Below are 13,476 nucleotides of genomic sequence, written 5' to 3'. Positions count from 1 at the left end.
ACCCGTGGCCGATCCCAAACTTGGCGCCAAGCAGGTCTGTCCGAACTGCCAGGCCAAATTCTACGACCTTCAGCGCCGCCCGGCGCACTGCCCCAAATGCGACACCGAATTCGATCCCGAAGAGGCGATCAAGCTGCGCAGCCGTCGCGGACGCCCGGGTGGCTATGCCGCTGACGACGCAGAAGATCAGGTCGTCGAGAAGAAGGCGACCGACGACGACGATGAAGAAGAAGAGGTCGTCACGCCGGAGATCGATCAGGAGGGTCACGAGCCGATCCTGACGCCGGACGACGAGGACGACGCCGTGGCCGACCCCTCCGAGGAAGCCGGCATGGGCTCGACCGAGGGCGACGACGACGTCCTGGCGGACGACGACGACGACGATTCCGTGCCCTTCATCGAGGACGAGGACGACGACGCCTTCGGCGACGACGTCGTCAAGGGCGGCAAGGATGACGATCTGTAGGACAGTTCCGGGGGGCGGATTCCGGTCCGCTCCCCGCATCTTTCGAAGGTCGAAAATAAACTGCGGAACCGGGTTGATCCTGCAAAGGGCCTGACATAGGTTCCGCCGCCTCGCCGGGGGCCACACCAGACCCGGCGGACCAGACCCGAAGGCCGAAAGGCCTCAAGGTTCGGGGCTTTAGCTCAGCTGGTAGAGCGCTTGCATGGCATGCAAGAGGTCAGCGGTTCGACTCCGCTAAGCTCCACCACCGAAGGCCGTCCGGACATCCGGGCGGCCTTCGCCAATTCAGGCCCGGCTTGATGCCGGGCGACCGCATCCCATATGGGTTTCGACGCAGGGCCTTGCCGGTTTCGGGAGGCTTCCGCGCAGTCGCTTGATCGAGGACTGAAGACCATGACCACCCGCCCCGTGCTGTTCGACAGCCCGTTCCTTCTCGGCTTCGACCAGACGCGCGCCCTGATCGACCGGGCCGCCAAGGCGGCGGCCGAGAGCTATCCCCCCTACAATGTCGAGCAATTGGGCGAGAGCGCGGTCCGGATCTCTCTGGCCGTCGCCGGGTTCGCACCGGACGACCTGGCCATCACGCTGGAAGGTCGCCAGCTGACGATCGCCGGCAAGCGCGAGCCCGCTCCCGACCAGGCCTTCCTGCACCGTGGCATCGCCGCGCGCGGGTTCGTCCGCAGCTTCGTCCTGGCCGATGGTTTGGAGGTCGAGGGTGCCCAGCTGGAACACGGCCTGCTGCACGTCGATCTGAAGCGCCCCGAACAGGCCCAGACCGTGCGTCGGATCCCGATCAGCATCGGCTGATCCCGAACCCTATTCGCACGTCCCATCGTGACGCTTCGACGCGGCGGCGAACCCGCCGCGCGATCGGGCGTTCACATTAGTTGAACAAGGAGGCGGTCTTGATGACGCCGATGATGACCAAGGAAGATTTCGCCGGCCTGGGGGCACCCGACCTCGTCTATGTGCGCGAGATCAGCGCCGCCGACGTGCTGGCCGATACCCCGACCGGTGAAGCCAAGGGACTGATGATCGACCCGGACCAGACCCTGTACGCCGTACACAGCGCGGACGGAGAGCGGCTGGCCGTGATGCTGGACCGCGAGACGGCCTTTGCCGCCGCTGTGGCGCACGAACTGGCTCCCGTGTCGGTGCACTAGCACCGGGAACCTGAGGCGCTCAGGCGGCCGTGGCGGCCGTGTCGCGAACGAACAGGGCATGGACGGCATCAACAGTGCGCGCCTGACGAAGCTGTTCACGAAGTTCGGGTGAGCGCATCGCCCGCGAGACCGCAGCCAGGGCGCGCAGATGGTCGGCCCCGCTGCTGGGGGGCGCGAACAGGGCGAACATCAGGTCCACCGGACGATCGTCGAGGGCATCGTAGGCGACAGGTGTATCCAGACGCACGAAAACCGCCCGCACGCCGCCGAGACCCGGCAGGCGCGCATGGGGCACGGCGACACCGGAGCCCAGACCGGTCGATCCGAGGACCTCGCGTTCCATCAGGGCGTCGAAGATCACGGATTCCTCGATGCCCAAGCACTGGGCAGCCGTGGCGGCCACGCTGTGCAGGGCTTGGCGCTTTGAGGACGCGCCGCTTTTCAGAACGATACCGTCCCGGACCAGCAGTTCACCGATATCCATGATCGTGGCGACTCATACTCGAGTGTTGCAGGGCCCGCCGGATCGTCGGGACCGGGGCGCGCACCGTCTAGACGGTTCGCGCCCCCGTTGGAAAGGCTTATGCGCCCGAACCGTTTACAGAACCATGTCCGTTCAAAGACACTGTGCGCTCGGGGTCGATCCAGCCCACATTTCCGTCTGGACGACGATAGACGACCGACAGGCCACCGTGGGCCGCATTGCGGAACAACACGACCGGATAGCCCGTCATGTCGAGTTCGAGGACGGCGCGACCCACCGTGATGGTGCGGATCTCGGACACGCTCTCGGCGATGACCATGCCCACCGGCGGCGGGCCGTCCTGTTCGGTGTCGCCAAAGGTCTCGTCCTCGACACTGTCGGGGTCGCGCAACACGATGCTGCGGGCGACCTCGCGGGCGGCATCCTCGGTCTTTTCCGGGGACAGGCCCTTGGGACCGATGTGATGATCCTTGAGCCGGCGCTTGTAGCGGCGGACCCGCTTCTCGAGCTTCTCGAGACTGTCGGTGAAGGCGGCATGGGCATCGCCACCGAGACCGGTGGTCACAAGGGCCTGGCCGGAGGCGAGGCGGACCCAGCAGTCCACCTTGAAGCCATAGCCATCCTTGGACACCACGACCTCGGCGTTTTCACCGCCGCGTTCGAAGTATTTTCCGACGCCTTCCTGGAGTTCCTGGGAGATGCGCGAGCCTAACGCTTCGCCGACATCCACGTGCTTGCCGCTCACTTGCACTTGCATGGAGATAGAACGCGACCGGGCGGCAAAGGTGTCAACGGCGAACACCGATTTCACGGTAACGCTTCCGCGATTTACCCCGTCTTCAGCAGTCGCCGGCGCTCGACCGAAGACGGAATTCTGAGAGCTTCCCGATACTTGGCAACCGTGCGTCGGGCGATGTCGATCCCCGCCTCTTTCAGGATCTCGACGATGCGGTCGTCCGACAGGACGTCGCCGTCGCGACCCTCGTGGTCGATCATCGACTTGATCCGGTGACGGACGGCTTCGGCCGAATGGGTCGCGCCGCCGTCCGTGGCCTGGATCGCGGCCGTGAAGAAGAACTTCAGCTCGAACACGCCGCGCGGGGTCGAAACGTATTTGTTCGAGGTGACGCGACTGACGGTCGATTCGTGCATGCCGATGGCGTCGGCCACCGTCTTCAGGTTCAGGGGCCGCAGGAACTCGACGCCGAAAGCCAGGAAGGCATCCTGCTGCCGGACGATCTCGGACCCGACCTTGAGGATGGTCTTGGCCCGTTGATCCAGCGACTTGACCAGCCAGTTGGCCTGGGCGGCGCAGTCGGCGACGAAGGCCTTCTCCGTCTCGCTGCGGGCCGCCGCCGAGACAGTGGCGTGATAGCGTTTGTCGACCAGGAGGCGCGGCAGGGTGTCGGTGTTCAGCTCGACGCGCCAGCCGCCGGCGGGGTCGGGACGGACATGGACGTCGGGGATCACCGTCTGGGCCACCTCGCCCGCGAACCCGGCCCCGGGACGCGGGGTGAGCGCCTTGAGCTCCGAGATCATGTCGGCCAGGTCCTCGGCATCGACGCCGCAGGCGGCCCGCAGGGCGACCAGGTTGCGGCGGGCCAGAAGCTCGAGGTTGTCGAGCATGATCGCCATGGCCGGATCGAAGCGGTTTCGTTCGATCAGCTGCAGCTTCAGGCATTCGGGCACGGAGCGGGCCATCACCCCGGTGGGCTCGAACCCCTGGCAGATGGCCAGCACCGCCTCGACGCGGGCCAGGTCGCAACCCAGCCGGTCAGCGATCTCGGCCAGTTCGCCGCGCATGTAGCCGCCGTCGTCGACCCCGTCGATCAGGCTCAGCGCGATGGCATGGTCGGTCGTCGAGAAACCGGCCGTCGAGGCCTGGGCCTGCAGATGTTCCCACAGTGTCGGGTCGTGACGGTCGGGGCGTTCGCCGCCGTCACCGTCGTTGAAGGATCCGCCCTTGCCCGCCGCCGACCAGTCGGACAGGCCGGGCTGTTCGGCCGCTTCGTCCGACAGCCGGTCGGACGTCCGCTCTCCGGGCGTGGCGTCGCCATAGACGTCGTCCTCGCGGGCATCGACGGTCGAGGACCGGTCCGGGGCTTCGGCATCGGAGAAGCTGAGTTCGGTGGCGTCGGCAGGGGCCTCCCGGCCCTCGTCCGGCGTGCCTTCGGCTTCCTCACGCTGGAGCAGCGGGTTCTTTTCGAGTTCGGCGTCGACGTATTCGTCCAGCTCCTGGTTCGAGAGCTGCAGCAGCTTGATGGCCTGCTGCAGCTGGGGCGTGATGACCAGCCCCTGCCCCTGCCGAACCTCAAGCCTCTGACCGATCACCCGAGCCACCCCTGACCGCCCGGACCACCGTGGCCCGGAACTTGCTGTCAGGATGAAGGCGAGCGGTTAACGGCGGCTTTCGACGGTCGTCGCTTAACCAACTCCGTTCGCCGGGTTTTCATGCCGGGCGTGCCACGGTGCCGGATCGACGACCGCGACGAGCGCGCCATGATCCTGTTTCGCCCGCTGATCCGCTATGCCGACTTCAAGGGCCGCGCGAGCCGGGCCGAGTACTGGCTGTTCGCGATCTTCCAGGCTGTCTGGTACGGATTTTTGGTCGCGCTGGCGGCCGTGGCGGCCGGCCAGGCCGATACGGCCGGGGTCGCGCCTGGCGTGCTGGTCGCGCTGGCGCTGATCGGCGTCAGCGTCGTCGGGCTGATCGTCCCCAACTATTCCGTGCTGGTGCGGCGGCTGCACGACACGGGCCGGGGCGCGGTATGGCTGGTTCTGCTGGCACCCGGCCTCGCCAGCGCCTTCCTGACATGTGTCACCCTGGGCACGGCGGCGGGATCGGTGGGCTTGGGGGCCGGCCGCGAGGTGTTCGTGGGCACGATCCTCGCGGGCCTCGGGACCGCCGGACTTCTGGGCCTGGTCGGCATGCTGGGCCAGATGGTGATGGGCGTTCTGATGCTGTTGCCCGGGACGCGCGGCGAGAACCGGTTCGGTCCCGATCCGCGCGATCCGGCAGCCCGCTACTCCAGCGGTGGTGGTGGCGGGACCGTGTACGATGACGCCCGGCTGGAGGCCCTGTTCGCCGAGGCGAAACGGGCGAACGCAGCCGGCGAAGATCCCGGCCGGCCGGTGTTCGATTTCGGGCCCGGACCCACCCCGATCGCTCCGTCCGGGTGGCACGCACCGGCTCCGGGAACAGCCCCTGCCCCCACCTTCGGGCGTCGCGGCACCTAGGGCGAAAGGCGGGCGTCCGGACACGATTTCGCGGCCGTCCGGACAGGTCTCCGATTGCCCGCAGCGGCCACGCGGCCTGTCTGGGCATCATGACCCTGACCCCGAACCCCCTCCCGCCCCGCCATCCCGACTGGCGCGCCGAAGTCGTCGACCTCGGCCGAACGGTCGCCCTCGGCCTCGCCGGTGCCCTCGTCCTGCACGCCGCCCTGTTCCAGCCGTTCACCATCCCCTCGTCGTCGATGGAGCCGGGGCTGGTCACAGGCGACTACATCGTCGTGTCCAAATTCGCCTATGGCTGGAGCCTGGCGTCGCCCTCGATCCGCCTGCCGCTGGCGTCCGGTCGCCTGTTCGGTCGCGATCCCGCGCGCGGCGACGTGGTCGTGTTCCGGTTGCCGCGCGATCCGGCGCAAATCTGGATCAAGCGCGTCATCGGCCTGCCCGGCGATCGCGTCCAGGTCTCGGGCGGGCACATCCGGGTGAACGGACAGTGGCTCTCCCAGACGCCTCTGGCCCCGGTGCGCGACCACGACCGGCCCGAGCGGATCGTCGTGCCGACCCTGGAGCGCCAGTCGGCCGGGCGGACCTATCTGACCTATGACGGCGGCCCCGGATTTCCCGGCGACGACACGGGGGTGATCATCGTGCCGGCGGGGACCTATCTCGTGATGGGCGACAACCGGGACAATTCGCTGGACGGCCGGTTCCCGCGCGAGACCGGCGTCGGGCTCCTGCCCGCCGGGAATCTGCTGGGCCGGGCCGAGGTGATCGTCGCGTCCTGGAAGCCCGGAGCCTCCCTGTTCAAGCCGTGGACCTGGCCGAACCTGCAGCCGGACCGGTTCTGGCGACGCATCGTCTAGCGGGCCGCGAACTCCGCCGCGGTCAGCAGGCCGTCATGGTCGCGATCCAGCCGGGCGAAGCTGGACGCGCCCATCGCCGTCTGGGCGACGGACGGTGCGGCGGCCGCGCCCACGACCAGCCCCGCGATCCCCGCCGCCACCGCCGAGACGAGGCCGAGGCTCGCGCGGCGCGCGCGACGGCTGCGGCCCTGCCCCTCGATGAAGGTTCTAACCGCGTCGCTGGCCGTCACGCCCTCACGTCGGCATCGGGCCATGAAGGCGCTCTTGGCGGCGTGACCCAGTCGGATTTCGAGGGTCTCGGTCTTCTTCTCGGCTCTGGCGGCGGGCATGCGGCGCTCCCTGGGATCGACCCGGCCAGAAGGCCGCCATCCGCACCGTCCCGCCAGTGAAATTTTCGTCAGGTGTTCACCCCGGCATCGGTGCCCTGCCCGATACCATCACGGGATCAGGCGCTCGGCGCGCAGCTGGGCGAACAGGTCGAAGAAGGCGTCGTTGGTCGGTTCATAGGCCGTGAAGCCGAGGCGGCGGCTCTTGCCCATGTCGGTCATGACCTCGATCGGCCGGCCCAGGTCGGCATCGGTGTGCCAGGGCGAGGCCAGCCGCGCCAGGTCCGGCTCGACGAGCCCCTGACGCGCGGCGAGGGCGCGCCAGACCGGGCCGTCGTCCTTCATCTGGACCTCCAGCGGCAGGACCGAGCCGTCGAAGGGCGCGGCGTCGATGCCGAACCATCCGGCGATCCGCCCCCACATCCAGCTCCAGCGGAAGACGTCGCCGTTGACGACGTTGAAGGCCTCGTTCGCGGCCGCCGGCGTCGTCGTCGCCCACAGCAGATGGCGGGCCAGCTGACGGGCGCTGGTCATGTCGGTCAGGCCGTCCCACTGGGCCTGCGAACCCGGAAACCGGAACGGGCGACCGGTATCGCGGCACAGGGTGGCATAGGCGGCAAGGGTGGTGCCCATGTTCATGGCGTTGCCCACCGCCTTGCCGATGATTGTGTGTGGCCGGTGCACGCTCCAGGCAAAGCCGTCGCGGGCGGCCGCGGCGAACACCTCGTCCTCCTGGGCGTAGTAGAAGTTGTCGATGTCCAGGCGGGCCTGGTCCTCGCGGAACGGGGTCTGGGGCAGGGTTCCGCGTCCGTAGGATTCGAACGGGCCGAGGTAGTGCTTCAAGCCGGTGACCAGAGCGACATGGGCGACCGATTCCGCCGGCCGGACCGCGTCCAGCACGGTACGGACCATGGCGGCATTGACCCGGATGTTCTCCGCCTCGGTGGCCTGGCGCGACCAGGTGGTGAAGAAGACGGCATCGGGGCGGGCCCCGGCGAGAGCCGATTGGGTCGCCGCCGGATCGTGCAGGTCGGCAGCGACCGGCGTGACGCCCGCCTGATCCGCCGGCCGACGGGCCAGGCCCAGCACGCTCCAGCCCTGCTCCGTCAGCAGGGACGCCGTCGCGCTGCCCGCGATTCCGCTCGCTCCGACCACCAGCGCCGTTTTCGTCATCGTCGTCTCCTGCACACTCAAGCGGTCTTAGATGGGGTCGACGGGGCGTCCTGCCGGGTACGGGACGACATTTATTGTCCGGGGGGCCGTATTTCCCGCTTTCGGAGCCAGACAAAACCGCCGTCCCGCTGCGGCACCGGTTCAGTCTGGCCTAACAACCGGTGCGGTCGCTAAGGCGTGCCGCATGACCCCCGGAACCATCGCAATCCTGTCCCTGAGCATGTCCACCGACGCCTTCGCGGCCGCAGTCGGGCGCGGCGCGTCCCACCGTCCATCGTGGAAGGGCGCCGTCAGGGCCGGGATGGTGTTCGGCGTCATCGAGGCCATCACGCCGCTGATCGGCTGGACCCTCGGGCTGGTCGCGGCCGGGTTCGTGCAGGAGGTGGACCACTGGATCGCCTTCGGACTGCTGGGCGTCGTCGGCGGCAAGATGATCTGGGAGGCGTGCAAACCGGTCTCCGCTGACGCCGCCGACCGTCTGCCGTCACGGTCGGGAGCCTGGGCGCTGGTGGCGACCGCCGTCGGCACCAGCATCGACGCGGCGGCGGTCGGCGTCGGCCTGGCCTTCCTGGGAGCCAACATCTGGCTCATCGCGGCCTGCATCGGCCTGACGACCTTCGCCCTGACCACGATCGGCATGCTGATCGGCCGCGCGGTCGGGGTTCGCTTCGGCAAGATAGCGGAACTGATCGGCGGTCTGGCCCTGATCGGGGTGGGGACGACGATCCTGGTGGAGCACCTGGGCCTGCTCGCCGGCTAGCCCGTCGTATCAGCCGTAAAGGTCGCCCAGATAGACCCGCCGCACTTCGGGGTCGTGGATGACCTCGTCGGCGGTGCCCTCGAACAGGACGGCCCCGTTCGAGATGATCGAGGCGCGGTCGATGATGTCGAGGGTCTCGCGAACGTTGTGGTCGGTGATCAGGACGCCGATCCCCTCGCCCGCCAGATAGCGGATGACCTGACGGATATCGGCGATGGCCAGGGGGTCGATGCCGGCGAAGGGTTCGTCCAGCAGCATGAAACTGGGCTTGCCGGCCAGGGATCGCGCGATCTCGACCCGGCGACGCTCGCCGCCGGACAGGCCGGTAGCAGGCGCATGGCGCAGGTGCTGGATGTTTAGCTCTTCGAGCAGGCGGGTGGTCTCGACCTCGATGGCCTTGCCGCTCTCGCGCAATTCGACCACGGACTTGATGTTGTCCTCGACGGTCATGCCGCGAAAGATCGAGGCTTCCTGCGCCAGATAGCCGAGGCCCATGCGCGAGCGCTGGTACATGGGCTGGGCCGTGATGTCCTCGCCGTCCAGCCAGATGCTGCCGCTGTCGGGCGGGATCAGGCCGGTGATCATGTAGAAACAGGTCGTCTTGCCGGCGCCGTTGGGGCCCAGCAGACCCGCCACCTCACCCCGCTGCACCGTCAGGGACACGTCCGCCACGACCTGGCGCGCGCCGAAGGCCCGGGCGATGTTCTGGACCCGCAGGCCCCGCGCGGGAACGGCGGCCGGCGCGATCGGCGCGGCCTGACGGTCGTCCAGGTTGAGGGCGGAGAGTTCCTTGCGGGCCATGCGGGTTCGCGAGCCTTCAGGCTCAGTTCGATCCTTCGGGATAGAAGACGCCGCGCACGCGACCGTCGTTGGCCCCAGCGCCACCGCCCTGGATGCGGGCCTCGCCGGTGTCGACGTTGTAGGTCAGGCTGCCACCGGTCAGGACGTTCTGGCCCTGGGTCAGGATCACGTCGCCGGTCACAACGACCGTCGCATTGGTCACCGTATAGACCGCGCGGTCGCCGCGGATCGTCTCGTTCGGGGTCACGTAATAGACGTCGCCCGACGCCTCGATCCGGGTCAGGCCGCCGGACGCGTCGCGGGCCCCCTCGATGGCGTTGGCGCGCAGCCGGGTCTGGCCCTGCTGGATCTCGGCGCGGCCGCGCAGGGACACGGCGGTATTGGTCAGCTCTCCGGAATCCGCGCCGTAGCCGATCGGCTGGTTCGAGGTGTTGGGACGGGACTGGGCCACGGCCATACCGCCGAGCCCGAGGGCGGCGACGGTCGCGCCGATCGCGAGAATGCTGGTCGTCTTCATGTCATCCACCGGAAGAAGGGCTGATCGTGCCCTGCACCTTGTTGTCGCCCGAACCCCTGAACACGACCCGTCCGCCCTGTTCATAGATGGCATAGGACGTTGCCGAGATGGTTCCAAGGGGGCCGCGCCCCTGGACGCCCTTGTCGCCGGTCACGATACCGGTCGCGGTGTCGACCACGGCCTCCGGCGTCGTCAGGGTGAAGCCGGATCCGCCGTCGGAAATCTTCACGTTCGGGCCGATCGTCACGCTGCGCGCGGTCTCGTTGTAGATCCCGGCATCGGCGGTCAATTCGGTGATCTTGGTGCCACCGAGGTTCAGCCGGAGCACCGGCCCGTTCAGGCGGAAACGGCCAGTCGCCGGATCGCGCACCGCTCCCTCGGCCCCGATGACGAAGCTGCGCCCCTGGGCGTCCTGGCCATGGAACATGGGGTTGTCGAGACTGATTTCCCGGGACTCGCTGGCGCTGCGCTCGACGCCGGACATGACGGTGCGGAACACGGTCCAGGTCAGGGCCCCGCCCGCCAGCACCACGATCAGGATCGGCAGCAGGCGGCGATAAAGCTGGACCCGCCGCGAACGCGCGCGCCAGCGACCGGCCTCGGCGGCCAGCCGGGCTTCGTCGGCGGTGTTGCGATCGTTCGCGGGGGCCGGGTCGGTCATGTGTGGGCGAAGATGTCCATCTCGTCCCAGCCACGCAGGTCGAGGCGCGCGCGGACGGGCAGGAAGTCGAAACAGGCCTGGGCCAGCTCCATCCGGCCTTCGCGCACCAGCATCTCGTTCAGGCGGCGCATGATGACGTGCAGGTGCAGGACGTCGGAGGCGGCATAGTCCAGCTGGGCCTGGGACAGTTCGGCCGCGCCCCAGTCGGACGACTGCTGGGCTTTCGACAGGTCGATCCCCGCCATCTCGCGCGCGACGTCCTTCAGACCGTGCCGGTCCGTGTAGGTGCGGGCCAGTTTGGAAGCGATCTTGGTGCAGTAGACGGGGCCGGTCTCCACCCCCAGGTGCAGCTCGACCATGGCGATGTCGAACCGGCCGAAGTGGAAGATCTTGAGCACATCCCGGTCGGCCATCAGGCGCTTCAGGTTGGGGCAGTCGTAGTCCGGACGGCTGAGCCGGACGACGTGTGCGTCGCCGTCGCCGGACGACAGCTGGACCACGCACAGCGGGTCGCGGCGAAAGCGCAGGCCCATGGTCTCGGAATCGACGGCGACCTCCGGCCCCAGGTCCAGATCGTCGGGCAGGTCGCCTTCGTGGAGGTAAACGGTCATGGGCTTTTCCTAGACCAGTGAGGTCCAAAACGAAAACGGCGCCGCACCTTGCGATGCGACGCCGTTCGAAACTGGTGCCCAGGAGAGGACTCGAACCTCCACGACATTTCTATCACTGGCACCTGAAGCCAGCGCGTCTACCAATTCCGCCACCTGGGCCCCGTTCGAATGCGACAAAGCTGTCGTGTTCGACCGGAAGGCGCGGACCCTTAAGGCAGTGATCCGGTGCGGTCAACACGGTTTTGGCGGGTTTGGCAGCGACTGCGCCCAAGGCTCGCGTTGCGACCCGGCCGCCCATCGTCTATCCCCGCCCCACAAGGCCCCCGCGGGCTTTTCAAAGACGCTTCAGGATCGCTCCCCATGTCCGAATTCTCTCCCGGTCTGGTCACCGTGTTCGGCGGTTCCGGCTTCGTCGGGACCCAGGCCGTCCGCGCCCTGGCCAAGCGTGGCTGGCGCGTTCGGGTGGCTGTCAGGAAACCCCATCTGGCGCAGGACCTGCGCATCCTCGGCGACGTGGGCCAGATCCAGCCGGTCCGCTGCGACATCACCCGGCCCGCCGACGTGGCCGCCGCCCTGAAGGGGGCCGACGCCGCCGTCAACCTGGTCGGCCTGCTGTTCGAGGCCCCGGGGCGCGGCTTCGACGCCGCCCACGTCGAGGGCACCCGCAACATCGCCGGGGCCTGCGAGGCGGCCGGCGTCGCGCGCTTCGTGCATGTGTCCGCCATCGGAGCCGATGTGAACTCCGAAGCCGACTATGGCCGCTCAAAGGGCGAGGCCGAGGCCGCCGCGCGAACGGTCAAGCCGGACACCGTGATCCTGCGGCCGTCGATCGTCTTCGGGACCGGCGACGGCTTCCTCAACCGGTTCGCCGCGATGGCCGGCACCGCGCCCGCCCTGCCCCTGATCGGCGGCGGAAAAACGAAATTCCAGCCCGTCTGGGTCGGCGACGTGGCCGAAGCCATCGCGCGGTCGGTGACGCGGATCGATGCAGCCGCTCGGACCTTCGAGCTCGGCGGGCCCGAGGTCTGGTCGTTCAAGGACATCCTGAAGTATATCCTGCGCGAGACCGGCAAGTCGCGCCTGCTGGCACCCCTGCCCGTCTTCGTGGCCGCGACCATGGGCCGGGTCATGCAGCTGTCCAGCCTGGTCGGCATCGCGCCGGTCCTGACCCGCGACCAGGTGCTGATGCTGAAGGTCGATAACGTGGTCGCCCCGGGTGCCGAGGGTCTGGCGGCCCTGGGCATCGAGCCGACGGGACTGGAGGCGATCGCCCCCTCCTATCTGTGGCGCTATCGCCGGGGCGGGCAGTTCGCCGCCAATCCCCCGGCGATGCGCGAAGAGGCCGCCTAGGACTACCTCTCCCGGCGAGAGGGGGCGGACGCTCCTACAGCAGCCGGATTTCCTTGAGCCGCTGGGTCAGGAAGTCCTCGGCCATGATCGACTGGCCCGCATAGCGGTCCGGGTTCGCGTCCGTGATCGTTGACGGCAGGGTCTCGATCACGAAGTCCGGGTTGAAGTGCAGGAAGAAGGGCGTCGAATAGCGGGCGAAGCCGCGCCGTTCGGGGGCGGGATTGACCACCCGGTGCGTCGTCGACGGCAGGACGTGGTTGGTCAGCCGCTGCAGCATGTCACCGATGTTGACCACCAGGGCTCCGGGTGGCGGCGCGATGTCGAGCCATTCGCCGTCTGCATCCTTCAGCTGCAGACCGGCCTCTTCGGCCCCCAGCAGCAGCGTGATGACGTTGATGTCCTCGTGTGCCCCGGCCCGCACGCCCGGCGCATCGGCCGGCACCGGCGGATAGTGCAGCATCCGCAGCACCGAGTTGCCGAGCTCCACCTTGTCCTCGAAATAGTCGTCGCCGAGGTCCATGTAGCGGGCGATCGCCCTCAGAATCCGACGGCCGAGGGCGTCCAGCGCCTCGAACATACCGTACAGGTGATCCCGGAACCCTGGCACCTCGGTCGGCCACAGGTTGGCGCGCATATATTGTCCGTAGGCATGACCCGCGGGCAGTTCGCGGCCCGTGTGCCAGAACTCCTTCAGATCGACCGCCTTGGCGTCCTTGGCCGCCTCGGTGCCGAACGGCGTCAGGCCGCGTGCGCCGCCGGTCCCCGGCTGGTGATAGGCGCGCTTGACGGCCTCCGGCAGGGCGAAGAAGGCCTTGGCATCGGCGATGGCGGCCTCGATGACCTGTTCGTCCAGCCCGTGGTCCGACACGACGGCAAAGCCGTAGCGCTTGAACGACGCCCCCAGGTCGTCGCTGAACCCCTGGAAGTCGGTGTCGTAGCGCGACATCGACACGGGGGTGATGCCCCGGTCGGTCAGGGTCGAGGTCGGGTGGTCGAGGGTTGCCGTCACGGAAATTCGCCTTTCGGAAGCATCGGGCCGCGCACCGTTTTCCGGAACGCGGGTCGCTGTC

Annotated in this window: 17 protein-coding genes and 2 tRNA genes; 8 read left to right on the top strand and 11 right to left on the bottom strand. The window is 68.3% G+C overall.

The features are described 5' to 3' along the window. The first annotated feature begins 4 nt into the window (after nt 1–4). The 4 genes from BRESU_RS03910 to BRESU_RS03895 all read left to right on the top strand — a co-directional run bounded on the left by BRESU_RS03910 (nt 5) and on the right by BRESU_RS03895 (nt 1,629). Nucleotides 5–466, top strand: coding sequence for a TIGR02300 family protein (locus tag BRESU_RS03910; protein WP_013268201.1), 462 nt, complete (start codon nt 5–7; stop codon nt 464–466). 171 nt (nt 467–637) lie between these two features. Beyond that, a tRNA-Ala gene (locus tag BRESU_RS03905) sits at nt 638–713 on the top strand. Nucleotides 714–859: 146 nt separating this feature from the next. Further along, nucleotides 860–1,273: an Hsp20 family protein gene (locus BRESU_RS03900; protein ID WP_013268200.1), complete on the top strand. Its 414-nt coding sequence runs from the start codon at nt 860–862 to the stop codon at nt 1,271–1,273. 101 nt (nt 1,274–1,374) lie between these two features. Continuing rightward, nucleotides 1,375–1,629 carry a DUF1150 family protein gene (locus BRESU_RS03895; RefSeq protein WP_013268199.1) on the top strand — a complete coding sequence of 85 codons (255 nt, stop codon included), beginning with the start codon at nt 1,375–1,377 and terminating at the stop codon, nt 1,627–1,629. 19 nt (nt 1,630–1,648) lie between these two features. On the opposite strand, the gene BRESU_RS03890 is transcribed toward BRESU_RS03895, so the two are convergent. The 3 genes from BRESU_RS03890 to rpoN form a co-directional block, all read right to left on the bottom strand. Next, nucleotides 1,649–2,113, bottom strand: coding sequence for a PTS sugar transporter subunit IIA (locus tag BRESU_RS03890; RefSeq protein ID WP_013268198.1), 465 nt, complete (start codon nt 2,111–2,113; stop codon nt 1,649–1,651). A 97-nt stretch (nt 2,114–2,210) separates the two neighbouring features. Then, nucleotides 2,211–2,870, bottom strand: coding sequence for a ribosome hibernation-promoting factor, HPF/YfiA family (gene hpf, locus BRESU_RS03885; RefSeq protein WP_041761266.1), 660 nt, complete (start codon nt 2,868–2,870; stop codon nt 2,211–2,213). A 71-nt stretch (nt 2,871–2,941) separates the two neighbouring features. Beyond that, the gene (gene rpoN, locus BRESU_RS03880) at nt 2,942–4,444 is read right to left on the bottom strand and encodes an RNA polymerase factor sigma-54 (RefSeq protein WP_013268196.1); all 1,503 of its coding nucleotides are present in this window, start codon (nt 4,442–4,444) and stop codon (nt 2,942–2,944) included. Nucleotides 4,445–4,612: 168 nt separating this feature from the next. Between rpoN and BRESU_RS16775 the strand changes: the two genes are divergently transcribed. Both BRESU_RS16775 and lepB read left to right on the top strand, forming a co-directional pair. Continuing rightward, a complete protein-coding gene (locus tag BRESU_RS16775) occupies nt 4,613–5,350 on the top strand; it encodes a DUF805 domain-containing protein (protein WP_013268195.1) in 738 nt (245 codons plus the stop codon). An 89-nt stretch (nt 5,351–5,439) separates the two neighbouring features. Then, complete coding sequence (gene lepB / locus BRESU_RS03870; protein ID WP_013268194.1) at nt 5,440–6,207, top strand: signal peptidase I; 768 nt, start codon at nt 5,440–5,442, stop codon at nt 6,205–6,207. On the opposite strand, the gene BRESU_RS03865 is transcribed toward lepB, so the two are convergent. Then, on the bottom strand, nt 6,204–6,536 hold the full coding sequence (locus BRESU_RS03865; RefSeq protein WP_013268193.1) for a hypothetical protein: 333 nt from the start codon (nt 6,534–6,536) through the stop codon (nt 6,204–6,206). The two genes, lepB and BRESU_RS03865, sit on opposite strands and share 4 nt — an antisense overlap. Before the next feature lie 108 nt (nt 6,537–6,644). Further along, nucleotides 6,645–7,706, bottom strand: coding sequence for an SDR family oxidoreductase (locus BRESU_RS03860; protein ID WP_013268192.1), 1,062 nt, complete (start codon nt 7,704–7,706; stop codon nt 6,645–6,647). A 184-nt stretch (nt 7,707–7,890) separates the two neighbouring features. On the opposite strand from BRESU_RS03860, the gene BRESU_RS03855 reads away from it, so the two are divergent. Further along, on the top strand, nt 7,891–8,466 hold the full coding sequence (locus BRESU_RS03855) for a manganese efflux pump MntP (RefSeq protein ID WP_013268191.1): 576 nt from the start codon (nt 7,891–7,893) through the stop codon (nt 8,464–8,466). 9 nt (nt 8,467–8,475) lie between these two features. On the opposite strand, the gene lptB is transcribed toward BRESU_RS03855, so the two are convergent. From lptB to BRESU_RS03830, 5 genes are all read right to left on the bottom strand, one after another. Further along, complete coding sequence (gene lptB / locus BRESU_RS03850; RefSeq protein WP_013268190.1) at nt 8,476–9,267, bottom strand: LPS export ABC transporter ATP-binding protein; 792 nt, start codon at nt 9,265–9,267, stop codon at nt 8,476–8,478. 22 nt (nt 9,268–9,289) lie between these two features. Continuing rightward, nucleotides 9,290–9,784, bottom strand: a complete 495-nt coding sequence (locus tag BRESU_RS03845; RefSeq protein ID WP_013268189.1) for an LptA/OstA family protein — start codon at nt 9,782–9,784, stop codon at nt 9,290–9,292. A 1-nt stretch (nt 9,785) separates the two neighbouring features. Beyond that, a complete protein-coding gene (gene lptC / locus BRESU_RS03840; RefSeq protein ID WP_013268188.1) occupies nt 9,786–10,445 on the bottom strand; it encodes an LPS export ABC transporter periplasmic protein LptC in 660 nt (219 codons plus the stop codon). Then, nucleotides 10,442–11,056 carry a ribonuclease D gene (locus BRESU_RS03835; protein WP_013268187.1) on the bottom strand — a complete coding sequence of 205 codons (615 nt, stop codon included), beginning with the start codon at nt 11,054–11,056 and terminating at the stop codon, nt 10,442–10,444. Before BRESU_RS03835 ends, lptC begins: the two co-directional genes overlap by 4 nt. A gap of 72 nt (nt 11,057–11,128) precedes the next feature. After that, a tRNA-Leu gene (locus BRESU_RS03830) sits at nt 11,129–11,215 on the bottom strand. 201 nt (nt 11,216–11,416) lie between these two features. On the opposite strand from BRESU_RS03830, the gene BRESU_RS03825 reads away from it, so the two are divergent. Next, nucleotides 11,417–12,406, top strand: coding sequence for a complex I NDUFA9 subunit family protein (locus tag BRESU_RS03825; RefSeq protein WP_013268186.1), 990 nt, complete (start codon nt 11,417–11,419; stop codon nt 12,404–12,406). A gap of 34 nt (nt 12,407–12,440) precedes the next feature. Here the strand turns inward: BRESU_RS03825 and BRESU_RS03820 are convergent, their stop codons facing one another. Then, nucleotides 12,441–13,382, bottom strand: coding sequence for an isopenicillin N synthase family dioxygenase (locus BRESU_RS03820; protein ID WP_041762015.1), 942 nt, complete (start codon nt 13,380–13,382; stop codon nt 12,441–12,443). Between the last annotated feature and the right edge of the window lie 94 nt (nt 13,383–13,476).

The organism is Brevundimonas subvibrioides ATCC 15264, assembly GCF_000144605.1.
Classification (GTDB): domain Bacteria; phylum Pseudomonadota; class Alphaproteobacteria; order Caulobacterales; family Caulobacteraceae; genus Brevundimonas; species Brevundimonas subvibrioides.
The sequence above is the reverse complement of the archived record's forward strand: the minus strand, read 5'-3'. Positions and strand labels throughout refer to the sequence as shown.